The sequence below is a fragment of the Mesorhizobium sp. USDA 4413 genome, assembly GCF_056280365.1.
This window is the reverse complement of the sequence record NZ_JBVPRP010000001.1, coordinates 1,991,062-2,013,973: the sequence shown is the minus strand read 5'-3', so window position 1 is coordinate 2,013,973 and position 22,912 is coordinate 1,991,062. Positions and strand designations below refer to the sequence as shown.

At 61.2% G+C, this 22,912-nt stretch carries 26 protein-coding genes and 2 pseudogenes; 10 read left to right on the top strand and 18 right to left on the bottom strand.

Annotated elements, in window-relative coordinates:
• Positions 1-84: 84 nt before the first annotated feature.
• Positions 85-180: pseudogene (locus ACVMIM_RS09870) on the bottom strand (ferredoxin FdxA); the annotation flags it as partial.
• Positions 181-338: 158 nt separating this feature from the next.
• Positions 339-578, bottom strand: coding sequence for a BON domain-containing protein (locus tag ACVMIM_RS09865; RefSeq protein ID WP_278049496.1), 240 nt, complete (start codon positions 576-578; stop codon positions 339-341).
• 117 nt (positions 579-695) lie between these two features.
• Here ACVMIM_RS09865 and ACVMIM_RS09860 point away from each other — a divergent pair, with 117 nt between their 5' ends.
• The 5 genes from ACVMIM_RS09860 (at position 696) to xth (ending at position 5,594) form a co-directional block, all read left to right on the top strand.
• Positions 696-1,268, top strand: a complete 573-nt coding sequence (locus tag ACVMIM_RS09860) for a DUF1003 domain-containing protein (RefSeq protein WP_278049495.1) — start codon at positions 696-698, stop codon at positions 1,266-1,268.
• A gap of 160 nt (positions 1,269-1,428) precedes the next feature.
• A complete protein-coding gene (locus ACVMIM_RS09855) occupies positions 1,429-2,973 on the top strand; it encodes an ATPase domain-containing protein (RefSeq protein WP_476111791.1) in 1,545 nt (514 codons plus the stop codon).
• A gap of 7 nt (positions 2,974-2,980) precedes the next feature.
• A complete protein-coding gene (locus ACVMIM_RS09850) occupies positions 2,981-4,432 on the top strand; it encodes a sensor histidine kinase (protein ID WP_476111790.1) in 1,452 nt (483 codons plus the stop codon).
• On the top strand, positions 4,432-4,818 hold the full coding sequence (locus ACVMIM_RS09845; RefSeq protein ID WP_476111789.1) for a response regulator: 387 nt from the start codon (positions 4,432-4,434) through the stop codon (positions 4,816-4,818). Before ACVMIM_RS09850 ends, ACVMIM_RS09845 begins: the two co-directional genes overlap by 1 nt.
• Positions 4,819-4,820: 2 nt before the next feature.
• Positions 4,821-5,594 carry an exodeoxyribonuclease III gene (gene xth, locus ACVMIM_RS09840; protein ID WP_476111788.1) on the top strand — a complete coding sequence of 258 codons (774 nt, stop codon included), beginning with the start codon at positions 4,821-4,823 and terminating at the stop codon, positions 5,592-5,594.
• Positions 5,595-6,027: 433 nt separating this feature from the next.
• Here xth and ACVMIM_RS09835 read toward each other — a convergent pair whose 3' ends face one another.
• A complete protein-coding gene (locus ACVMIM_RS09835; RefSeq protein WP_476111787.1) occupies positions 6,028-6,273 on the bottom strand; it encodes a hypothetical protein in 246 nt (81 codons plus the stop codon).
• Between the two features lie 492 nt (positions 6,274-6,765).
• On the opposite strand from ACVMIM_RS09835, the gene ACVMIM_RS09830 reads away from it, so the two are divergent.
• Both ACVMIM_RS09830 and ACVMIM_RS09825 read left to right on the top strand, forming a co-directional pair.
• The gene (locus ACVMIM_RS09830; protein ID WP_476111786.1) at positions 6,766-6,942 is read left to right on the top strand and encodes a Flp family type IVb pilin; all 177 of its coding nucleotides are present in this window, start codon (positions 6,766-6,768) and stop codon (positions 6,940-6,942) included.
• Positions 6,943-7,290: 348 nt separating this feature from the next.
• A complete protein-coding gene (locus ACVMIM_RS09825; RefSeq protein WP_476111785.1) occupies positions 7,291-7,818 on the top strand; it encodes a pyridoxamine 5'-phosphate oxidase family protein in 528 nt (175 codons plus the stop codon).
• A 197-nt stretch (positions 7,819-8,015) separates the two neighbouring features.
• Here the strand turns inward: ACVMIM_RS09825 and ACVMIM_RS09820 are convergent, their stop codons facing one another.
• The 5 genes from ACVMIM_RS09820 to ACVMIM_RS09800 form a co-directional block, all read right to left on the bottom strand.
• On the bottom strand, positions 8,016-8,381 hold the full coding sequence (locus tag ACVMIM_RS09820) for a YybH family protein (protein WP_476111784.1): 366 nt from the start codon (positions 8,379-8,381) through the stop codon (positions 8,016-8,018).
• Positions 8,382-8,630: 249 nt separating this feature from the next.
• Complete coding sequence (locus ACVMIM_RS09815; protein WP_278051898.1) at positions 8,631-8,864, bottom strand: DUF6894 family protein; 234 nt, start codon at positions 8,862-8,864, stop codon at positions 8,631-8,633.
• Between the two features lie 145 nt (positions 8,865-9,009).
• A complete protein-coding gene (locus tag ACVMIM_RS09810; protein WP_476111783.1) occupies positions 9,010-9,228 on the bottom strand; it encodes a hypothetical protein in 219 nt (72 codons plus the stop codon).
• Between the two features lie 909 nt (positions 9,229-10,137).
• The gene (locus ACVMIM_RS09805) at positions 10,138-10,353 is read right to left on the bottom strand and encodes a hypothetical protein (RefSeq protein WP_476111782.1); all 216 of its coding nucleotides are present in this window, start codon (positions 10,351-10,353) and stop codon (positions 10,138-10,140) included.
• A 187-nt stretch (positions 10,354-10,540) separates the two neighbouring features.
• On the bottom strand, positions 10,541-10,672 hold the full coding sequence (locus tag ACVMIM_RS09800; protein ID WP_476111781.1) for a hypothetical protein: 132 nt from the start codon (positions 10,670-10,672) through the stop codon (positions 10,541-10,543).
• Between the two features lie 271 nt (positions 10,673-10,943).
• On the opposite strand from ACVMIM_RS09800, the gene ACVMIM_RS09795 reads away from it, so the two are divergent.
• The 3 genes and pseudogenes from ACVMIM_RS09795 to ACVMIM_RS09785 all read left to right on the top strand — a co-directional run.
• Entirely contained in the window at positions 10,944-11,168 is a 225-nt protein-coding gene (locus tag ACVMIM_RS09795; RefSeq protein WP_476111780.1) for a hypothetical protein, read from the top strand.
• Positions 11,169-11,322: 154 nt separating this feature from the next.
• A complete protein-coding gene (locus tag ACVMIM_RS09790; protein WP_476111779.1) occupies positions 11,323-11,562 on the top strand; it encodes a hypothetical protein in 240 nt (79 codons plus the stop codon).
• Between the two features lie 544 nt (positions 11,563-12,106).
• Positions 12,107-12,259 (top strand): annotated as a pseudogene (locus ACVMIM_RS09785) (mandelate racemase); the annotation flags it as partial.
• 71 nt (positions 12,260-12,330) lie between these two features.
• Here the strand turns inward: ACVMIM_RS09785 and ACVMIM_RS09780 are convergent.
• The 10 genes from ACVMIM_RS09780 to ACVMIM_RS09735 all read right to left on the bottom strand — a co-directional run bounded on the left by ACVMIM_RS09780 (position 12,331) and on the right by ACVMIM_RS09735 (position 22,890).
• Positions 12,331-13,248 carry an NADP-dependent oxidoreductase gene (locus tag ACVMIM_RS09780; protein ID WP_476111778.1) on the bottom strand — a complete coding sequence of 306 codons (918 nt, stop codon included), beginning with the start codon at positions 13,246-13,248 and terminating at the stop codon, positions 12,331-12,333.
• A gap of 213 nt (positions 13,249-13,461) precedes the next feature.
• A complete protein-coding gene (locus ACVMIM_RS09775) occupies positions 13,462-14,166 on the bottom strand; it encodes a nitroreductase family protein (protein ID WP_476111777.1) in 705 nt (234 codons plus the stop codon).
• Between the two features lie 120 nt (positions 14,167-14,286).
• Positions 14,287-15,243 carry an AraC family transcriptional regulator gene (locus tag ACVMIM_RS09770; RefSeq protein ID WP_476111776.1) on the bottom strand — a complete coding sequence of 319 codons (957 nt, stop codon included), beginning with the start codon at positions 15,241-15,243 and terminating at the stop codon, positions 14,287-14,289.
• A 339-nt stretch (positions 15,244-15,582) separates the two neighbouring features.
• Positions 15,583-16,326: an amino acid ABC transporter ATP-binding protein gene (locus ACVMIM_RS09765; protein ID WP_476111775.1), complete on the bottom strand. Its 744-nt coding sequence runs from the start codon at positions 16,324-16,326 to the stop codon at positions 15,583-15,585.
• Complete coding sequence (locus ACVMIM_RS09760; RefSeq protein WP_476111774.1) at positions 16,323-17,297, bottom strand: amino acid ABC transporter permease; 975 nt, start codon at positions 17,295-17,297, stop codon at positions 16,323-16,325. Before ACVMIM_RS09760 ends, ACVMIM_RS09765 begins: the two co-directional genes overlap by 4 nt.
• Positions 17,298-17,351: 54 nt before the next feature.
• Positions 17,352-18,185: an ABC transporter substrate-binding protein gene (locus tag ACVMIM_RS09755; protein WP_476111773.1), complete on the bottom strand. Its 834-nt coding sequence runs from the start codon at positions 18,183-18,185 to the stop codon at positions 17,352-17,354.
• 256 nt (positions 18,186-18,441) lie between these two features.
• Positions 18,442-19,269, bottom strand: a complete 828-nt coding sequence (locus ACVMIM_RS09750; RefSeq protein ID WP_476111772.1) for an alpha/beta fold hydrolase — start codon at positions 19,267-19,269, stop codon at positions 18,442-18,444.
• Positions 19,270-19,271: 2 nt separating this feature from the next.
• A complete protein-coding gene (locus ACVMIM_RS09745; RefSeq protein WP_476111771.1) occupies positions 19,272-20,348 on the bottom strand; it encodes an LLM class flavin-dependent oxidoreductase in 1,077 nt (358 codons plus the stop codon).
• Between the two features lie 30 nt (positions 20,349-20,378).
• Positions 20,379-21,890: an aldehyde dehydrogenase gene (locus tag ACVMIM_RS09740; protein WP_476111770.1), complete on the bottom strand. Its 1,512-nt coding sequence runs from the start codon at positions 21,888-21,890 to the stop codon at positions 20,379-20,381.
• Between the two features lie 22 nt (positions 21,891-21,912).
• Positions 21,913-22,890: a flavin reductase gene (locus tag ACVMIM_RS09735; protein WP_476111769.1), complete on the bottom strand. Its 978-nt coding sequence runs from the start codon at positions 22,888-22,890 to the stop codon at positions 21,913-21,915.
• Between the last annotated feature and the right edge of the window lie 22 nt (positions 22,891-22,912).

The following is a 22,912-nucleotide window of genomic DNA, read 5'->3' as shown; positions in this document are numbered from 1 at the left end:
ACGGAAGAGCCCAATTTCCGGCTGGCTGACGCGAGCCTCCACCGACATGCACACCTGCCCTACGACTGCGCCCAGCGCATTCGCGACGTTCTCGCCTTCGTAGAAGCAGTCGACGGGGCAGACCTCCACGCAGTCCATGTATTTGCATGTGATGCAGTTGTCGGTAACCACGAACGTCATGGGGCGCGTATCGGCGGCCAGGGCCGGTCAGGACGATAGAATAAGGCGAACGTCGTAAACCAGGTCCACGAGTTGACGGATTTGCTGTTCGGAAACCGGGGCAGCGTCCTTGACTTCGATGCTCATTTCTCTGTCCTCGCCCTGCCTCAAACCACCGCCTAGGCAATGTCGAGGGGAACGCGGTGATCGTTCACCGCCCGAACTCCGGCGATGTTTTCGGCCAGAACGAGCGATGCCTTTCGTTCCTGTTCCGACAGATAACCGCCCCACAAGGTGACCACGCCGCTTGTCACGCTCACGTCGGCTGCTCCGATCGATGGCCATGCTTCGGACCGCAGAGCACCGACAATTTCTCGCCTGATGCTCGCATCGTCACGGAATGAGACCGGGCGAGGCATGCTTGTTAGCGGAGCAGGCCGGGTTGGGCTCCAAAAAGGAGCAAGGCTCGCATCATGCACTGGCGGATGGAGCGAATTCTCAAACAGGGAGTTAGGGTGGCTACACGGGAGATCCAAATGCATCCGAAGGCCGCCGCAGAAAGCATAGGGTACGTGACGCCGACCACGCCGGCGGCGGAGGGGCTCGCCCCTGCCCTGGCGCGAAACATAGAGGCACTGGTCGAAAGGAGGAAGCGCGATGCCAAGGCCGCCTCGCTGGAGCAACGTGCAGCCGCAGCGATCAGCAGCTTTGCCGGCAGCATGATCTTCGTCTACATCCACCTGGTCATCTTTGGGGCGTGGATTGGACTCAATCTCGGCATTGTAACGTTCATCAAGCCATTTGATCCGTCGTTGGTCATCCTGGCGATGTTTGCCTCTGTCGAGGCGATTTTCTTGTCGACCTTCGTGCTCATCAACCAGAACCGCATGGCGGCTGAGGATGATGCCAGGGCAGACCTGGATCTGCAGGTCAGTCTGCTGAATGAACATGAGACGACCAAGCTCATCAAGCTGGTTGAAGAGATTGCCAAGCGCTTGGACGTGAACACCGAGGCAGACGAAGAACTGAAAGAACTCAAGCGCGATGTGGCGCCGGAAGCTGTCCTGGACAAGATCGAAGAGGTGGGCGAGCGCGCGACCCGAAATTAAGTCGTGCAGCCTGTCCTACGCCGTCGTCACGGGCGCCCGCTTAGCCGACATTCTGCGTAGTGAAGGATGGAGTAAACGCAAGGAACCGGCGTTAGTTTTCGGCGTTGTTCGGCTCGCAGCTGCCGGCATTGCCCGGCGCATTCCTTTAGGGGAAGCAAACGTGGCTAATTATCAAGAGGGGCGCGCTCGAACCGCAAGCGGCGATGGTCATGTCGAAGATTCGGGAGAAAGGCGCGTATCGACGGGCAGCGAGGGGCTGGACGATATCTTAGGTGGGGGCTTTGACCCCGACCGGATGTATCTTTACGAGGGACGCCCCGGTACCGGCAAGACGACGATAGCGCTTCAATTTCTGCTCGAGGGCGTAAGACTCGGCGAGCGCGTGCTCTATATCACGCTTTCGGAAAGCCGACGGGAGCTGGCCTTGGTAGCCAAGCGGCACGGTTGGACCCTCGACGGGATTGACATATTCGAACTGGTGCCGCCGGAAACGTCGCTCGATCCCGACCGAGAACTGACGATCCTGCACCCTGCGGAAGTCGAACTGAGCGAAACCACCAAGCTGGTGTTTGACAAGATTGCCGCCCTTGATCCGACGCGCGTGGTGTTCGACAGCTTGTCGGAGCTGCGATTGCTGGCTCAGAACTCGCTGCGCTACAGACGACAGGTTCTCGCGCTGAAACATTTTTTCACGGCACGCCGCTGCACGGTCGTTTTGCTGGATGACCTCTCGTCGTCGGATACCGATCTGCAATTGCACTCGATATGCCATGGCGTGATCAATCTGGAACAACTCGCGCTGGACTATGGGGCGGAACGGCGTCGCATCCGGGTGGTCAAAATGCGAGGGATTCGGTTTCGCGGCGGCTATCATGATTTCACGATCGTGAAAGGCGGCCTCAGAATCTTCCCTCGCCTGATAGCAGCGGAGCACCACAAGGAGTTTACCGTCGAAGCGGCGCCGAGTGGGAATGCCGAACTCGACAAGATGCTCGGGGGCGGCATCGAGCGAGGAACCAACGCTCTGTTCATCGGCGCCGCCGGCGTTGGAAAGTCTTCACTCGCCTTGACCTTCGCCCTGGCTGCGGCTCAACGGGGCGAGCACGCCGTGTACTTCGCTTTCGACGAAGGTAGCGGCACGATTGAGGCGCGGGCACGCACATTGGGTATGCCGCTTGAACAGGCGCTGGCCGACGGAACCATAAGACTCCAGCAAATCGATCCGGCCGAGCTTTCGCCCGGAGAATTCGCTGCCGGGGTGCGCGCCAGTGTCGAGCTGGACAAGGCCAGAGTTGTCGTCATCGACAGCCTGAACGGCTATCTGAACGCGATGCCTGACGAGCGATTCTTGATCCTCCAGATGCACGAGTTGCTCAGCTATCTAGGGCAGCAGGGGGTCACCACTATCCTCATTCTTGCACAGCATGGTCTCGTTGGCCCGATGGATACGCCTCTCGACATCAGCTACCTGAGCGACGCCGTGCTCATGCTGCGCTACTTTGAGTTCGGCGGCACGGTTCGGCGTGCGCTTTCGGTGGTGAAGAAACGCAGCGGTAATCACGAGCATACGATCCGGGAATTTCAACTGACGCCAAACGGCGTTGCGCTGGGCCCGCCGCTCACGCACTTCTCCGGAGTCTTCTCAGGCACGCCGACCTATAGCAGCGACAAAGAACTGCCAATGGTGCACGGTGCCAACGATTAGGCCTGCAATGGACAGCGCCGCAGTTCTTGTCCTGGCCCCGATCGGCCGAGATGGGCCGGCGGTCGTCGAGATTTTGTCGCGAATCGGAATCTCAGGGATCGTTTGTCCTGATTATAGCGCATTGGTCGAGCGGCTTGGCCCGCAATGTCTTGCCGTCATCGCCGCCGAAGAAGGTCTCTACGGTCGCGATCTCGACGACTTGATCCGCTGGACCAAGGATCAGCCGGTCTGGTCAGACCTTCCTTTCATCATTCTCACGAGCCACCTGCCCCATCAAAGGGCCACAGCATGGCGAGCCGAGCTTGTCTCCTCGCTCGGAAATGTCACGCTGCTAGAGCGCCCGGTCGAGTCCATTACGCTTACCAGCTCGACCAGGGCAGCACTGCGTGCCCGTCAGCGCCAATACGAGCTCAGAGGGTTGTTGAGCGAGCTGGAGCACGGAAATGAGCGCTTCCGCCTGATTGTCGAGAATGCCCGAGACTACGCAATCATACTAAGTGACCCCGACGATTTGATCGTCGACTGGTTGCCCGGGGCCGCTTCGGTTTTCGGCTGGAGCGCAGACGAAATGCTGGGCAAGCCCACCTCCTCGATCTTCACACCCGAAGATCAGGCACATGGGGTGCCCGAGCAAGAACTCAGCCGGGCGCGCTCTGAAGGTGTCGCTCCCAATGTCCGCTGGCATAGAACCAAGGACGGTGGCCGGGTTTTCCTTGACGGCCAGACGGTTGCACTTCGCAATGATGATGGAACAATTCGCGGGTTCATGAAGATCGGCAAGGACATCACCGAGCGCAGGCGCAACGAAGAGCGCCAGGCCGTCCTGACGGCTGAGCTACAGCATCGGGTCCGCAACGTTCTTGCCACGGTCGCTTCGCTTGTCAAGAGAGGCGACGCGACCGGCTCCACTCAGGAGTTTCGTGAACGGCTGAGCGGCCGAATTGCCGCCATGGCGCGCACTCAGACTCTGCTGACGCGCGGAGCCGGAGAAGGTGTGGAACTGGACGTCATCGTGCGTGATGAACTTCTGGCGCAAGCTGCCGATGCGTCGCGGGTTTCGGTCGACGGGCCTTCCCTCATACTGATGCCAAAGGCAGCTGAGGTCCTGACATTGGCAATTCACGAATTGACGACCAACGCTGCCAAGTACGGTGCCATTGGCGCGCCGCAGGGTAACGTCATCGTCCACTGGCGGCGACAGGCGCGGCAGGGCCGGGATTGGCTGGAACTGACGTGGCAAGAGAGCGGCGTCGAAATATCGCCGCGTCGGCAGATGCGGAAAGGATTCGGAACCGAGCTAATCACCCGCCGCGTGCCATTCGAGCTCAAAGGTGTAGGTGAGATGCAGCTTACCGAAACCGGGCTTTTGTGCCGCATTTCTTTTCCGTTGCAGCCGAGCGAAAGCGTGCTGCAGACCGACGTGCCCGCGGAGCGAAGCCAGGAAAACAGGAGGAGTTAATGAGCTTTGACCTGCACGGCCGAGCAGTGTTGGTGGTCGAGGACGACTTTTACCTTGCCGATGACACCGGACAGATGCTCGAAGACGCCGGGGCCAAAGTCCTGGGTCCCGTCAGCGCAGCCGACGAGGCTCTTTCGCTGCTGGAGCTTCAGAGGCCGGACTGCGCTGTGGTGGACGTTAACCTCGGCGCTGGTCCCAGCTTCGGGCTGGCCTCCGCCCTCCAGGCGCGGGGGATACCTTTTGTCTTCCTTACCGGCTATGATCCCGACATCGTTCCAGCCGAGTTCAAGGGCGTTCCCTGCCTTCAAAAGCCGGTAGACGCTGAGAAAGTGCTTGTCGCCCTTTCAACTCTCGAAATGGGCGTTCGAAATCCCCCTGGGAGATAGCGATGACGCAAATCGCGACGTTCAACGTCAACGGCGTCAACGGCCGCCTCCCGGTCCTGCTGAAGTGGCTTGGCGAAACCGATTGTAACGTTGTCTGCCTTCAGGAACTGAAGACGTCGGACGACAAATTTCCGATCGAAGCAATTCGAGACGCCGGCTTCGGCGCGATCTGGCATGGCCAGAAATCTTACAACGGGGTGGCAATCCTGGCGCGAGGGAGGGATCCGGTCGAGCGACGCCGCGGCTTGCCTGGCGATCCCGACGACACGCACAGCCGCTATCTCGAGGCAGAGGTCGATGATCTGATCGTCGGCTGCATCTATCTGCCGAACGGCAATCCGGCGCCAGGCCCCAAATTCGATTACAAGCTGCGCTGGTTCGACCGTCTCACCGAGTACAGCAAATCTCTGCTAGGCGAGCGCGCCGTCCTTTGTGGCGACTACAACGTCGTGCCCACCGAGATAGATGCTGTGGTCCCTCGGCGTTGGTTGGGCGATGCCGTCTTCTTCCCCGAAAGCAGGAACGCCTACGCTCGCATGCTGAGCCTTGGCTGGGTGGATGCGATGCGAAGAATCCACCCGGGCAAAGGCATCTACACCTATTGGAACTTTTCCTACCGCGGCGGATACGACCGGAGTTCCGGCCTGCGCATGGATCACTTGCTTGTAAGCCCATCGCTTGCGCAGACGATTCAAGCCGCAGGCGTCGACGTCGAGACCCGTGGGTGGGAGAAGCCGAGCGACCACGCACCCGCCTGGATCGAAGTACGCAGATAAAACCGCCGCGCTTGGAATCCCGTTCTGGACCGGACCTTTTGCGCCTCTTCAGCCCGCGTCAGATCACTCACCCAGACGAAGAATCGCGTCGACGATCGTTACGGCCTTGTCGCTCAGACACAGTGCCGGTCTCGGCTTGGATCAAGCCGATGGATTTTTTGAACCGCGCAAGAAATCCACTGGCCTGGAACATTGTCTGCCCCTCCTCGGCTGGGGCGGGAGCAATGATGTTCGTTCTCAGGCACCGAGGTTCGAGACCTATCTGGGTGATATGATCAGGAATGCGACCGGCAGATATGCGCCAGGATCGAATAATGCGACTCTTGCGGTGCATATCAGGGACGCGGCAGGCCGGTTGCTCCACATTGCGGAGATCAGCTTCGACGCACACGAGACACCGTTTTGAGAGAACGTCGGCAACGATGAGCCGAGGTCAACGTGACAGCCGTATGCGGTTGGCCCTGACCTTCCTTTGATAGTATCGCGCAATTGCCGCCGGCGTCGCTCCGGTAGCCAGCATGATCCCGGCGTGCACAGCGGCGTCGATCTTCTCACTGAGCATGCGTTCGGCCTCCTGCTCGACACCTTTCCCGCCCTGATCAATGTACAGGAGCCGCAGCCAGACCACCTGTTGGCCTTCCATCATGGAGAGACTTAGATTGAGCATAGGGTTGAACATGGAGGCGCTCCTAAGTGGCACAGGAGAACGGCCTCTCCAACTATGTGTTCCGTTGGAACGCGGACTTGTACACGGTCCAATTCTCGTGATCCGTCACAGGGGCCCAATGGTTTTCCGACCGCCTGTCCTCCACCGGCCGCCCGTTTGCCTTTGCAGCGGCAGCCATGGGCGTTTCGGCGGTAGTGACTTGTGGGAAAGCGGGACCTCGCCCGCCATTATCTCGACCTCGTAGGCCCTCATTAAGCTGTGCTCCAATCAGACCACAACCTGTTGCATCCCTTGTTGAGCCAACGAGACAGATGGCGCGCTATGAGCTTGGTTTGGTAGCCCGCATCGTTCAATAAGCCGGTTGCTACGAGACTGCTGGAGAACACTCATTAGCCTCGGCGGCCCAGCTTCACCGGTTGGTTAAAAACCAGGGTTGTCCGTTTACCCTCTCGAAATTAGCTGTCCCTAATATTTCTCCAATCACCAGTTGGAGCCTGTAGCAAAATGCAATTGGCAGCGAGTCTTCTGCGTGACGAGTCCGGAGCAACGGCCATCGAATACGGTCTGATTGCAGCCCTGATCGCCTTGGGGATCATGGTTGGAGCCACCTCACTGGGCGGCGCGCTAAATGCACAGTTCGTGTCGATTGCCACGACTCTTAACGGCGCCATCGCCCCGTAAGGTAGGCTACGACTGGGCGTCCAGCCCTCTGCCGGCACCACCCTCCTGATGCTGGTTGCCTTCGCAGTGCGTGCACGTCATTGTGCGCCCCGGGCAACCTTGCTTGTGCGTTCCAGCCGGGCAGCATGTTCCGCCCGAATTTTCCCACCGGCCGCAAACAAATATCCTGGCGCTGCCATGACAGACTGCACAGTCCGAAGATCGGCCATATTCCGCTTTGCTCATGTACATCGCGCCGATCTGGCAGATCGAGCCGCTTCGCAAACTATCTTTTGATGGATGCACCCAGAAATGGTCCGCGTCGTGGCGCAGCCCCACAGGCGAGATAGCGCGGACCCGGAACAATTGATGAGAGCCGGCGTTGGCCCAAGCGCAATAGAGGTTCCGGAGATGCAGGAAGCTAACGAGTTTGTCGATAAATTTTGGCGTTCTATCCGATCCGACATGACGGCCATGGTTGGGGCCGGATCGATCAGTCCCCGGCCTATGACGGCGCAGTTCGATGGCGAACAGCCTGTGATTTACTTTTTCACGTCAAGAGAGACTGACCTCGCCAAAGCCGCCGCTTCCCCTCAAAGGGCACAATTGGTTTATGCTGCGAAGGGTCATGATCTGTTCGCGACGGTAAATGGCACTTTGGAGGTGAACAACGATCCGGCATTGATTGAGCGGCTTTGGAATCGCTTTGTGGCGGCGTGGTTTGAAGGCGGAAAGGATGACCCGAAGCTATGCCTGCTGCGTTTCGATCCTGGCTCGGCTGAAGTTTGGAAAGACGCATCGAGCCTTGTTGCTGGCGTGAAGATGTTCCTAGGCATGGGTGATCCAAAGGAAGATTACAAGGATGACGTCGCCAAGGTGAAATTAGGCCCAAGCTAAACCGACGATCTGCCACCGGTATTACGGACAGGGCCTCCAGCCCTTCCGCTGCTCGCACCGAGCCCGTCCAGCTGTCTCGCTCTACGAAAAACCCGCCGGCCGAAGCCAGCGGGTGAAATTGTTGGATATGGTCTCGACCCCCGCCAAGGGGACGAGGCACTATCATGTGCGCATTTCGCGGTCGCTTTCACAAATGTTTAGTCTGTGCTGTTCAGGCTGCACATTCTTATCAGCCAGGAGCCGTCCCCTTGACGCTCAAAGACGTCGACCGACGTCCCGTTGCCGGTATTAAGTCCCTCGGAATACGTGGCGAGGCACCAGGCCAAGTCACCTGAGCTTCCTGCCTGCAATACAGTCATTTTCTTCTCTGCGCCGTCGCCGTGCCCTTGCGTCCAGACGGCGTGAAGCGCCTCTATTGCGTCGCGGCCAATGGCAGGAGGCGCGTAAGGTGAGTGCAACTCTGCATCGGCCGTGAACATTGCTCCACAGGTGGCCGCGTCGCCGAGGGTGTAAGCTTTGGCATAGGCATTCCACAGGACCTGCAGTTCATCTCTGATCGACACGCCAATCTCCCGTGCTTTCAGAGAACATTAGCAATCGCTCACATTTCCGACAACCTGTCGTCGGCGCAACTTTCTAACGCCAAGTACGTTAGAACCCGGCTGACTGTTGGGGAGAGCACGCAATGGACAGAATCGGGGACCGCGGCAATGGTTTTGAGGCGTTCATGGCCTTCATGATTGGCCTTGCTGTGATCGGCGCCGGCATATCCGTCTACTTCACCGGAATGTAAGGCCAAAAGCAATTTGCCGCTAGGCAAATGGCTGAGAGATGCTGAGGGTAGCGGAATAGACCGGCCTGCCTTCCTCATCGTGCACGGATACGCTCAAGGTCTCGTCCAAGTCGCTTGATGCCATTTCGTCGATCGCAATGTCATGCAGTGCCCGTAAGGCTTCCCGACGCATGTCGTCGACGTTCGCCTGCTCGACCCAGGCTTCGCCCAGCAGGTGATTGTTTCTGACGACCTGGAACCGGTAAGTCGGCATGCGCCACTCTGAGATAAAAGAGTCGCGCCTGCATTCAAATTTGAGAGCCGGCTTATGGACGAGGCGTCCGGCCCTTACGCTGTTCTGGCGTCCTGGCGATGTTCGTGAACTGGGGATTCCAGTCGTCGCGGCCGGCGGCGCGACACTAGTGACAATAGATCACCTTCAGCAGATTCCAGTGCAAGCAGCCGTGGTCTGGCCCGAGCCGCTTCACCAGCTCGGCAACGTCGAGCAGCGCAGTCCGCCTGCATGTGAGGCAATAGACCGACAGGCCTGTGCCGGCTGCCAGCTTCTTGCCGAGCGTATCTTCGACGAAAGGTACTTGTTCGACATTGGCGATCGTCTTGAGGGGTCGACGCACCATTGGAGTATATTCCTCTGCGCCGACCGATCAGCAAGAGTGCAGGCAACAAAAACCCGCTGCGGGAAATCCCACAGCGGGTTCGCCGGGTAGTGCTGTGTCAGGTCGCCGAGCCGTTGACGATCGAGACGACAACCACGGCTGTAACCGCGGATAGGCGATCGCGCTTTACCAGGGTCGGCTTTTCATAAGTGCGCTTCATGGCAGGATCCCCCTCGATGAAGTTAGGCCCGCCGATTTTCGACTATCGACCATCGGCCCGTCATTTAAAAAAGATGCATCATCGCTAAATTAGCTTTGACGACTACCGAAGCCCACGCTGACGGCCCGGCGTGGAAAGAGCCCGCCTGCCATGGGTGGTGCCAGACGGGCTCTTCATCGGGATAACCCACCCCGACGCGGCGCGCGGATAGAAAGCCAGCCAACCCGCGCGCCGTCTGTTCGATCAACTTAGCTGCGCGTCCGATGTTCCATTAGCAGTCGCTTCGCCCCGCCCGGCGAAAACCGGTGGAATGTAACCAACCGTGATATTGATGCAGCCTCGCTAATATACCCTCCGCTTCAGCCGACTCAGCCACCCTACCCGAGTCGGTTAGGCCCGGCGGTTCACCCAACGCAAACCCCAACGCGGAACTGTCGGGCCGCTACTGGCATGGCCACCAGCCTAGCTCTTTCGATTTTTCTCGTGGCGCACCCTGACCCGGCGTATCGCTTCCGAAATGCAAATGCCATACCGTCGCTGGACCAACTTGCGTTGCTCGTCGGTTAGATCGGTCCGCTCCAAGGTTCGCACATCGTAGCTGATCAGACGGTGAAGCTCGCGGTCGCTCAGTTCTACAGCCTTCGGCATTGGGCGCTCTCGGCCATAGTGGCGTGGGGTGCTGCGTTGCGCGTTGCCGCCGCGCGGCTTGTTCAGCCAAACCGGCGTTCGTTCTCCCGGGACCAAGCCTCCATGGTATCTATAAGGTCGAACTCATCTACCATGCCGCTCTGGAAGAGATAGAGCAGCTTCCTGGCGACGTTCTGCGCATCGTCAGAGTCCAGTTGATGCCCTTCTTGCTTGCACATGTGGTGCAGCACGCGAGTGAGCATTTCGAGGTCAGACGGTTCCATGATTTGGGTGTGCATCTCAGCGCCTCAGCGGTTGGGCGAGAGTGCTATTCGCTCCCAGCGTCCGTGCGCCATGACAAAACCGGACGACCTATGAACCTTAAGCCTTACAGAAGCGCCCCGCATTCACATTTGACGCAGGTGCGCAAGCAGGTGTGGGCAACCGGCAGACCAACGGTTATTGGCTGCGCTAATGGGTAAGGCCCTAATCCGCTTCGCCTTCCTCCGCTTCCTCAAGAGCCTCGAGTAGCGAGACGAAGTTGAGCGGCAATTCCGGATCGACTTCCAGCCCTAACAGCTTTTGTAACGCGCGGCGGTTTTGCTCGTCTCGGATCATCGAGCGAATGACTTCCGCGCGACCGTGAGGCCGCCTTTGTGCCATGCAGTTTCGTCCCCGAGTTGGGTCCAACCCCATTAGCCGGGACAGGTTCCATTCCATCGTAAAAATGCACACCAGCGGCGGGCTATCGGAGAACGTTAGCAATCGCTTGACGAACCCGCATACCGCGCCAAAGTCATGGCATGGGTCAGGAGAACATCAAGGTGGGCGATACGGTTGCGATCATCGCAACGATCCGCAAGCGCGTTACTGAGGACAGGGTCAGCGTTTGATCCCTTCCTACCATCAGCCGCATTCGATCGTAGACACGTCGCCGAACATCAGCAGTGGTCAGAAGATAGAGCTAACCGGGGAAGTCCTGCGCGTCGATGAGGATACGGTGACGGTCGGCGGCAAGGATCTAGGCATCACGATCAAACGGTCAGCAGTGAAGCTCGTCACAAGCTATGTGCCGCCGAAGCGGAAGGCGCCGCTCATCGATAAGACGACATGAGAAAAAGCCCGCCGCTAATGAACAAAGCGGCGGGCTGTAGGTAGGGGACTTTAAGGGCGAGCGGCCCGGAGGGACGAGTGAGCCGCTCACACTATGGAAACTTGCCGTTTTAGCAACGGTTCCAGGCCGCAATGGAACATTTTAGCAAAATTGAATGTTTGTTGTCATGGAGACCATGGAAGCCACCGAGTGCCGTGCTGCGCTGCGCCTGATCCGCGCGACGATCGAGGAGCATTGCCCGCCCGGCGTGCTAATGAGCGAGGAGCAGGTGAGAGGCCATTATGGCCCAACGCTGCTCGACGAGGCCGAGGCACTGTCAGTGGCGATCGTCGCCTCGGTCGAGCGGTTGTCATTCGACGGTACGAAGCCGCCGGCGCCCAGCATCAAGTCCTGAAATGACAAGCCCGCCAACCGGAGTCGACGGGCTTATCATCCCTCAAATGCTTGTGCGCCCCTTTCCCAGATGGTCCGCCCTACCCAGGAACCCCCGCACAAGCCCTGTCTAATACAGTCTCGGCTAATGGGCTGTAGCCGGGGAGCCACAGCAAAGGGGGATCACAGAATCAGCGTCCCATCCATGACTCAGGCATGGAAGCGATCTTTGACGACCTTTCCAGCGCCCTCAGAGAGCCCCGCACAGACGCGTGGGCCAAGGTTCGGCCATCGCCCTCGATCTGGCCGGCAAGCTGTTCACCGGCGCTGCAATCGGCGTGGGCTTCGCGATCTCGCGCGTTCGCGGGCTAACAAGCCGCACCTTTCGAACACGGTCCTTCGTTCACATGACGGCGCTTCGGAGAGTATTGATATGATTTAGGCGCCTGTGGGGTTTCTCCCTCAAGTGCCCACCGGTCGGCCCGGCGGCGCCCTGAACAAGAGCCTGCGGGGCCGTTAGCCTCAGACAGACAAGCTAGCTCCTCGGAAAAGCTGCCGTCGGCACGGACTGCGCGTTACTGGCGGAAATGACGAGCCACTACGACGGGCCGATGGCGACGGGCGAGAACTTTTTCTCGCATCAGGACGCGCGCAACCTCCTGCGCCATCGTGGCAATGCGACCCGACCGCGTTATCGTTAGTTCGACTGCGCCCTCTCCTAAGACCTGGTGGATTCCCGCCATCGTTGCGCATGACCGCGCCGGTGCGCTCGAGGAGGGAGGAACCGCATTCACTCACGGACGCGAATGACGGTCTTCCCCGCCCGCCGCTCAGTTGTGTTGAAGGTGGCGATGGCATTTTCGAGGGACGAGACGTGGCCGATGTTCGTGCGCAGCCGTCCGTCCCGGACTCGCTGAACCATCTCGGACAATTGGGCGCGATCCGCCTCGACCACGAAGTCGATCGTCAGGCCATCTGCTGGCCTCACCTGGGTAGGTCCGACGACTGTCACCAGCGTTCCTCCGGCCCGGATCAGCGCTGCGGACCGCTTCTGGATATCGCCGCCGATGACATCGAACACCAGATCGACGCCACCGACGTCCTCCAGAGTACCATTCCCGAGGTCGACGAATTCATTTGCACCGAAGTCGAGCGCCTTCTGGCGGTCGGCGGCGCGTCCGGTGCCGATTACATAGGCGCCGGCCTCCCGCGCAAGCTGCGTCACGGCTGAGCCGACGGCGCCGGCCGCGCCATGGGCCAGCACGCTCTGTCCTGCCTTAAGGCGGCCATGCTGAAACAGGCCCTGCCATGCGGTGAGGCCCGAGATCGGCAGGCTCGCGCCTACCGCGAAGTCGACATCGCCGGGTAGTGGCGCGAGATTGCGTGCTTCCATGGCGATGTACTCAGCAAGTGTGCCGTCGCGGTGCCAGTCGGACAGGCCGAACACCCGCTGACCAATCGACAGCCCCGAGGTGCCGTAGCCAAGCGCGGTGACCACACCGGCCAATTCATGGCCGAGGATCGATGGCGTCCGGTCGCGGAAGGCCCGATCGACCCAGGTCGAGGGCCACTCCAGTTCGGTGTTGACGAATCCCGCCGCGTGCACCTGAACGACGACGTCGTTTATCGCTGCCTGTGGTTCGGGCCGCTCCACCAGCTTCATGCCGGCCGTTCCCGCAGTCTGGTCCGTTACAACGATTGCTTTCATGGGAATTGTCTCCTAAGTGGCTTGTTGGTTCGGGGTAAATTGCAGGCGCGAAGGTCTTTTCGAGCTTTCATGGCCGTAGATTATCGGTTCGACACCTTCCCCGACCCCTCGATGTTGAGTTGTCGTGTGATGCCGGCGAGGCTGCTGCTCGGTTTCCTTAGAATTGCCGTGCCGCGAACTTAGCTTTTTTGAATTTCAACGACGCGACGGTAATCACGCAAAGTCGAGCACATCCGCCACCGGCATGCGCGGCTTCTGCGGCCAGTTGCCGGCTCGCTCCGGCCCGACAGTCAGGAGCATGACCGGCACTTCGTCTTCGGCCAGGCCGAACTCGCAGTGCACGGCCTCGGCGTCGAAGCCGATCATCGGCGTTGAACCCAGGCCCAGTGAGCGGGCGTAGATGATCGCCGCGGTTCCGAAGGTCGCGGAGCGTACGGCTTCGTCGCGCTGGCGCTGCGGCTGGTTGTCATACAGTCCTCGCGCGGGGATTTCCCACTCCGGCACAATGTGCGCCGGCATGATGCCGGCTTCCACCACCGGCGCCAGACGCGCGGGGACGGTGCTGGCATCGGCCAACTGTCCGATGATGATGAAGGTCACGGCCGCCTCGGTGATCGCGGGCTGATTCCAGGCGATCGGACGCAGCCGTGCCTTGGCTTCAGGCGAGCGTATGGCGATGAAGCGCCAGTTCTGCAGGTGGAAGGACGTTGGCGCGGACGTGCCGATACGCACCAGGTCGCGGATCTGGTCGTCGGTGAGGGCCGCGCTAGGGTAGTAGTACTTGGCGGCGCTGCGGCTCAGGATGGTTTCGATGACGGCGTTCGTCCCGAAAGCGTTTTCACTCTTGCCGGTCTGCCCCGAGATTTCGGCGGCTGTGCGGGTTGCGTCGCCGGTTGTGGCGACACTGATGCAATTCATCCCTTATCAAGTGATTGCGGAAGCCAATTTACGGGCAGGGGTGAGAAGTTCGAGACTGAATCAGCTCAATCTAATACGGGAAAGGATCAATCCGCACCTCCCGGATTCTGGACGGCGCGTCTACTCGCCCTTGTGCGCCAGCCGCCGCCATTCACCGGGCGTCATCCCCATCCTTTCCGCGAAGACATGCCGGAAAGCCGAAACGGATTGATACCCGACGGCCTCGGCCACGGCTTCCGTGCTGATCCGCGATTTCCTGAGCTCGTTCGCGGCCAGGCTCATGCGCAGATCGGTCACGAAGTCGAGGGCAGAGCGACCCAACTTGTCCCGAAACTGGCGCATGAACGTGGCACGCGACATGCCGCACAAATCGGCCAATTCGGGCAGTTTCCACGGCCGTGCCGGGTTCGCGAACATCGCGGCCGTGGCTGGAGCAAGGCGCGGATGGCCGGCCAAGGCCAACAAGCCCTGTGGGGCTTTCCCCGATTGGCTCGCCGCGCGTAGCACCAATGTAAACAGGGCCGACGAAAGCGCGTTGAGAATGGCGCGTCCTCCGGCCCGGTCGCCGGCTGATTCCATTCGCATCAGCGCGACAAGGCCGGCGAGTTGGTTGGAGGCGGACCCGTTGCCCTCTTCCGCATGGCCGTCCATTGCCTGTGCCACCAGATTTGTCGGCAGGTAGCCGCGGATCAGCCGATCATGGGGCGCCGTGACGAAAAATCGTCCGCACAGCAGATCCAGTTGCTCGCCCTGGCTCTCGTTCTCGCTCAGCATCCATCCGGCAGAGCTCGCGCTTTCATGCGTGCGGATTGGCGCTTGCCCGCTACCATCATGCAGCATATGCGGCGCACCGTGGGGGAGCAATACGATATCTCCGCTCACCAGCTCCCGCGCCGTTTTCGACTCCGGATCCTCGAGAATGGCCCGGCCCTTGACTATGACGTGATAGGGGATCTCGTTCGCCGCCGCTTGGGCCCAGGCGATACGCCACGGCGCACCATAGGCGCAGCGGACCTCGAGGCGGCCGGTAACGGTGATGATCTGCAAGAGATGGCTAAGCCAGTCCACTTCAGACATTGAACGCCGGAAATCGGAAACGACGAAGCATCTTATTGCAATTGCGGCTTGGTTCTACTGGTCGTCCTGGTTCCAACCCCAACCTCCTGCTCAGCGACCATCGTGTGGCCGAACGCGTCTGGCTGCCCACATGGTCGAAACCTGCTCTGCTCTAGAATACCGGCACGACCCGATTCGCCTATCTTCAGCTGCAATTCGCTTGCTGAACAGACGAAGGGCTGCTTTAGAGGTCAGGCAACTCGATGTTGTGCGGTGGCAGTGAGGCGCAAAGCAGCCATGTCGTCTTTGTGGCCGGCAGCGGGCTGTCCGTTTTTTTAAAGCGCAGTCTTGCCTGGAACGTTAATGCTTCAGGATCTGGCTGAGGAACAACTTCGTCCGATCATGACGCGGGTTGCCGAAGAAGGCGTCGGGCGTGCCCTCCTCGACGATCTGTCCGGCGTCCATGAAGATGACGCGGTCGGCCACGGCACGGGCAAAGCCCATCTCATGCGTCACGCACACCATCGTCATGCCATCCCGCGCCAACCCCGTCATCGTGTCCAGTACCTCGGAGACCATTTCCGGGTCGAGCGCGGAGGTCGGCTCGTCGAACAGCATGACATCGGGCTTCATGCACAGGCTGCGGGCGATCGCCACGCGCTGCTGCTGGCCGCCGGAAAGCTGGACGGGGAACTTGTTCGCCTGCTCGGGGATGCGGACCCGTTCCAGGAACTGGAGCGCGGTCTGGCGCGCCTCCGCGGCGGGCACACCTTTGACCCACATCGGTCCGGCCATGCAGTTCATCAGCACCGTCATATGCGGAAACAAATTGAAATGCTGGAAGACCATGCCGATGTTCGAGCGCACGGCGGCGACATTGCTCATCCTGCCATGCAGCGCGACGCCGTTGACCACGATCTCGCCCTCCTGATGCGCTTCGAGGCGGTTGAAGCAGCGGATCAGCGTCGATTTGCCCGACCCGGACGGCCCGCAGATGACGATGCGTTCGCCCTTGTGGACCGTCAGGTTGATACCCTTCAGCGCTTGGAACTGGCCGTACCATTTGGAAACGGCTTTGGCCTCAATGATGGCTTGAGCGCTCATCGCACCTTGCTCCTGGCATAGTGCCGTTCGATGCGGGACTGTATCAGCTCGAGGCAGATCGACAGCATCCAATAGATGACGGCAGCCGAGATCAGCATTTCCATATGCTGGAAGGTCTTCTGGCCGAGCGTGCGAGCCAGGAACATCAGCTCCCACACGCCGATCACGGAGACCAGGGACGAATCCTTCAGCATTGAGATAAACTGGTTGCCGGTCGGCGGAATGATGACCGGCAATGCCTGCGGCAGGATGATGCGGCGCATGGTCAGCGCAAAGCCGAACCCCATGGAGCGCGATGCCTCCCACTGGCCGCGGTCGATGCTCTGGATGCCGGAGCGGAAGATCTCGGTCATGTAGGCGCCGTAGCAGAGTGACAGCGCCAGGATGCCGGCGGGTACGGCATTGATGACGAAGCCGAGCTGCGGCAGTCCGAGATAGATCAGGTAGACCTGCATCAAGAGCGGCAGGCCCCGGAAGAACGAGGTGTAGAAGCTGGCGATAGCGTAGGCGAAGCCGTTGTTGGAGAGCTTGGCGACCGCGCCCGCCACCGCGATCACCGAAGCAATGACGATGGAGATCGCCGAGACATAGAGCGTGGTGACGACACCCTGGCTGATCAGGAACGGCAGCTTCTCGCGGATGAAAGGCAGGCTGAGGTGGAACGTCTCGAAGAAGGCGATGAACAGGAGCAGCAGCTCCAACCATACGATGCCGATCTGCAGCTTGAGCGGCGCGAAGCCGATCAGCACGACATTCAGCGTGAAGATCACCGCGATGGCGAAGCCGATGGCAAAGCGCCCGTAGAAGCCGCTTGTGGAAGGCTCGCCGATCACCGGACGCATGAGTTCGGCGAAGCCGGTGCCGGACATGTTGAACGCCATGAAGACCAGCAGGACGATGCCGAACATCGTCGCCACGAACCAGGGCTTGTGAACGAGGACTTCGGCCTCGACGGTATCCGGGTAGAGCATCTTTGAGCACCGGCAGTTCGGCAGCCTGCTAAATGGCAGGCCGCCTTGGACAGATTAGTTCGTCTTAGAGTAGTCCTGGCCGTACCATTTTTCCGAGAGCTTGCTCAGCGTGCCGTCGGCCTTCATCGCCTTCACGGCGTCGGCGATCTTGGCCGACAGTTCCGGATCGCCATGCTCGATGGCGATTGCCAGTGGCTCGTAGAACACCGGCTCGCCCAACTGCCTGATCGGATAGCCGGCCTTCACCGCATCGAGGATCGACGGCAGCGACGACACCACAGCATCCAGGCGCACGCCGTCGCCGAGGCGAAGGTCGTCCAAGGCGGTGGTTGAATTCTCATAGGAATGGACTTCCTTCGGGTTGAGCTTGTATTCGAAGGGCGGCGCCCCGGCGGCGTCGAGGGTCAGGTTCTTCTTGGCATAGGCTTCGAAAGTGGAGGTGCTCGTAGCGCCGACCACCTTGCCGTCGAGATCGGCGAGCGTCTTGGCCTTGCTGTCCTTGTGCACCGCGACCGCCGCGGGAGTGTAATAGTACACCGCCGGGAAATCGAAGATCTCGGCGCGCTTCTTGGTCGGCGTCATCGAGCCGACATGCATGTCCCAGCGGCCCGCCCAGTTGCCGGCGGTGATGATGTCCCACCCGGGCGTGACGAACTCGACCTTGACGCCAAGATGCTTGCCGATCGCCTTGGCGACATCGACGTCGAAGCCATCCAACTCGTTGTTCGCGTTCATGAAGGATTGCGGCGCCCAGTTGGCGTCGGTCGCAACTTTGAGCGTGCCAGCCGCCATCACACGGTCGAGCACCGCACCGGCGTGGGCGGGATAGGAGCTAAGCACAAGCGCGAGTGCGGCCATCGTCAGCTGTCGTCTGTTCCAGAATGTCATTTTCGTCTGTTCCCTTGTTGTTTGTTCAGTCCCATGCGGTCATGGCCATTCAGCCGGTCATGATCTCGCAATTCCTTGCCGACGAGGTCGGCGTCCCGCCGACGGCTCGCGGATTTAGCGGTGCCCGGCCAGTCCGGTCTTCCACTTCCGCGCCGGATGTTTGCCGTCGTCCTTCCCTCGCTCACGGGGGATGTTTCGGCGTGTTTTCGGCCAGGTGCGCCTTGGCAAGCCGGCCCTTGCCGCTCCGCGAAGACCGCTATGCATGCGCGACGGCTCCTCTCCCGCGGCCGGCGCTGAGCAGGAAGCCGGCCATCGTTTCAGCGACAAGCGCCGGCGCCTCGATCAGGATCGAGTGGCGAAGCCCTGGCAGGATGGCGAGCTCGGACCCCTGCACCTGCTCGTGCATCAGCCGCGCCATGCGCGGGCTGGAGCCCTGGTCGTCCTCGCCCGTCACGATCAGCGTCGGGCATGTGATGCGGTCGAGGATCCCGCCAAAATCGGTCTCGGCAAGAACCCGGTAGGCGGCGGCGTAGCAGTCGGGGTCATTCTCGGCGTCACGCCGGCGCAGTTCCGCGATGATCTCAGGGTTCCTGTCCTGAAAATCCTCCGTTAGCCAGCGCGACAGCGAGGCGGCGTGATGCGCCGAGGCGTCGCTCGCCATCAGCGCCGCCAGCCGGCCGCGCACCGCATGCCGCTCCTCCGGCGTGCGTCCGGCGACGGTCGACAAAAGCACCAGTTTACGCACGCATTCGGCATGGGTCAGCGCAAGGCGCTGCGCGATCAGGCCGCCCAGGGAAAACCCGGCCAGATTGAACGTGGAAAACCCCAGATGGTCGGCCAACGCCAGCGTCTCGCCGACGAAATCGTCGATCTCGTAACGCCCCTTGACCCGGCTGGAGCGGCCATGGCCGCGCAGGTCGAAGGTAAGGATCGCGAAACGATCCTTCAGCCGATCGGCCACGCCGTTCCAGGCTTCGAGATAGGAGCCGACGCCATGGATGCAGACCAGCGGCACGCCACCTTCGCCCTCAAGGCGCCAGTTGAGCAGCACGCCTTCCACATCGAGTTGGCCGGAACGCGCCATCCTCACGCTCTCGCCGCCTGGCGCGCCCTGTCGCGCTCGCGCGCGGCAAAAGCCGGCATCACTTCGTCGACCCAAAGCTTGATCGTCTTCTTCTGCAGCTCGAACGGCAGGTTGAACGTCAGGCCGAGGCAGTATTGGTCGACGCCCGCGGCTTCATAGTCGAGCAGCTTTTCGATCACCTCGTCCGGCGTGCCAAACATGAGGTTGCGGCGGATGTTTTCCGGATTGTAGTTGTCCCTGCCTTTCACGCTCTCGTAGGGCACGGCTTCGGGAAAGCCGTCCCTGACAGTGCCGATATTCTGGAACAGGTTCTCGAAGGCGCGGCCGTAGTCGATGGCATGCCCGACCGCGACCTCCCAATCCTGCTCCCGATCGTATACACAGGTGCGTCTCTGCATCATCAGGCGCGGTCGCGGCACCTCCGGATGATCGGCGACGGCCTTGCGGAATTTCTCGCCAAGGACGGCCACTTCGGCCGGCGGCGCCGACAAAGGCGTCGACAGGATCGAAGCGCCGATGCCGACCGCCCAGTCGAAAGTGCCGGGATCGCGCGCGGCGACCCAGATCGGCGGATGTGGCCTCTGCAGCGGCTTCGGCACGCCGGCGGCCAAAGGGAACTTCCAGTAGTGCCCGTCATGGGCATAGTCCTCGGCCCACAGTCGCTTTACCGCCGGCACCAGCTCCTTCAGATAGGCGACGCCCTCCTGTTGCGGCATGCCGCCGGCCATACGGTCGAACTCATACTGGTAGGAGCCGCGCGCAATGCCGAATTCCAGGCGCCCGCCGGTCAGGTGGTCGCAAAGCGCCGCCTCCCCCGCCAGGCGGATCGGGCTCCAATAGGGCGCGACCAGCGTTGAGGTGCCGAGCCTTATCTGCTCGGTGTGCTGCGCCAGCCAGGTCAGCGTCATCAGCGGATTGGGCGAGATCGTGCATTCGATCGTGTGATGCTCCGCCGTCCACAGCGTCTCGAAGCCGCCCTCGTCGGCCATGCGCGCGAGCTCGAGCAGATTGCTCTTCACCCTTGCCATTGGGATATCGGGCGAGAAGCGCTCCATTGTCAGCGATACGGCGAACTTCATGTTGATCTCCCGGTCATTACATCGGGTTCTTCAGCGAAGGCGGATGACGAACGGGTCCTGCATGGCTCCGGAATAGTCGATGACGACGTTCTTTAGCCGCGAGAACTCCTCCATCACGTCGAAGCCACCGCGCCGCCCGTAGCCGCTTTCCTTGAAGCCGCCATTGGCGGACATGAAGGAAGAGGCGCGGTAGGTGTTGATCCAGACCGTGCCGGCGTCGACATTCCTGGCGAAGCGCAGCGCGCGGTTGATGTCGCGGGTCCAGATGCCGGAGGCGAGACCGTAGCGGGTGTCGTTGGCGAGCCGGATCATCTCGTCCTCCGACGAGAACGGGATGACGCCGACGACCGGGCCGAACAGCTCCTCCTGCATGAACTCCATGCCGTTGTCGGCATCGGTCATCACCGTCGGCTCGAAATACCAGCCGCCGGCAAGCTCGTCCGACTGCGGCCGCTTGCCGCCGGCCGCGATCCGCGCGCCCTGGCGTACACCGGAAGCGACATAGGTTTCCACCTTGGCGAGCTGCGCCGACAGCGCCAGCGGGCCGATATCGGTGTCCTCCAGCATCGGCAGTCCAACCCGCACCCGCCTTGTGCGCTCGACCAGCGCCTCGACGAAAGGCTCATAGGCGCTTGCCTCGACGAAGCAACGCGAGCCGGCGACGCATGTCTGGCCCGCAGCCGCAAAGACGCCGGACACGACGCCGTTCACGGCATGCTCGATATCGACGTCCCCGAACACGACATGTGGCGACTTGCCGCCAAGTTCCATCGAGCAGGGAATGAGGTTTTGCGCCGCATTGGCGGCGATCCGCCGCCCGGTTCCGGTCGCGCCGGTGAAGACGAATTTGGCGATGCCAGGATGCCGGGTCAGCGCGTCTCCGGCGACTGCTCCTGTGCCGGTCACCACATTGACGACGCCGGCGGGAAAACCTGCCTCCATGATCAGCTCGGCCAAAGCGAGCGTCGAGGCCGAAGCATGCTCCGACGGCTTGACAACCACCGTGTTGCCGAGCGCCAGGCACGGCGCTAGCGTGCCGGTGAGCAGCATCAGCGGCGAGTTCCACGGCGTGATCATGCCGACCACGCCGATCGGCTCGTGCAGGTTAAAGTTGAGCATGTCGAGCCTGTTGACCGGAATGGTGTCGCCGAGCAGCTTGTCGGCCATGCCGGCGAAATAGGTGTAGCTGTCGGGCATAGCGCGCATTTGCGCCCGCATCTCCTTGAGCAGCTTGCCATTGTCGCGCGTCTCGATCAGCGCCAGCTCATCGGCGTTTTCCAGCACCAGCTCCGCCAGCCGGCGCACCAGCCTGCCGCGGTCGGTCTGGGTCATGCGCCGCCAGGCCGGATCGGCAAATGCAGCGCGCGCCGCCGCGACAGCCGCGCCAACATCCTCCTCGCTGGCTTCGGCGAACTGGTACCAGGGCTTACCGGTGGTCGGGTCGTAACTGTCGATATATTGCCCGCTCTTCGGCGCCACGAACGCGCCGTTGATGAACAGGTTCTGACGCGACCCTTCGAGCGATGCGACCGTCGTTTTCATGCTGTCTGTCCTGCGTGGATCGTCATTCGGATGCAGCCTTCGTCCACGATTGCGACGGGCCGTCGATCATCGCGACGCGGCCACCGTCGCCGCTGTCCATGTAGATGCCGAAGCGCTTGTCCTGCCGTTCGCGGGCATAGCGGCGCAGCATGGCGCGCAGTTCGTGGGTGGCGATCTGGTCATAGGGCAGCGCGTCGACGGGAAAGAAGGCATGGCTGTCCGGCAGCGTGGCTTGCCTGCCGTCGCCGCTCAGTTCGGCGCGATAGATCAGATAACCTGGGTCGCTGTCGGCGACATCGAACACCGAATAAAGGAAGGTGTTTTCCGCGACGAGGCTCAGCGCCTCGCCGCCGTCCAGCACCAGTCTGCTGTCCGCCTTGCGGCGCCGCCCCGTCGGCAGCACGAAGCCGCCCTTGCCGTCGCTTCGTAGAAGGATGCGGTTCCCCGCTTCGACCAGATAGCCGATGATCATGTCCTGCGAGGCGAGCCAACCGGCAGGCAGCGGATCCTTCACGCTGGCGTAGCGGCCGCGGCAAAAGCCGAGCGGCGCCGACGGGCTGGTCCCGAAGGCTTGCACCTGACCGATCAGGATGATGTGGTCGCCGGCCTCGACGCGGTTGTGGACGGTGCAGTCGAACCAAGTCAGGCTGTCGGTGAGGACCGGTGCGCCGGTATGGGCGCGGTCATGGTTCACCGACTGGAACTTGTTCGCCGCCTTCGAGGCGAACACCGACGATACATCGACCTGCCCCTCATGCAGGAAATTGACCGCGAAGGACTGCGCCTCGTTGAAGGCCGGAAAGCTCGCCGCCGACTTGCCGACGCAGACTAGCAGCAGCGGCGGGTCGAGCGAGACGGAGGTGAAGGAATTGGCGGTCATGCCGCGCGGATTGCCGTCGCCGTCGCGCGTGGTGATGACGGTCACACCGGTGAGGAAGGTGCCGAAGGCACGACGCAAGGCGATCGGGTCGATCGTCCTTTGTGCCATCGCATCCGCCATTGTCTTCCTCCACATCGTTGGA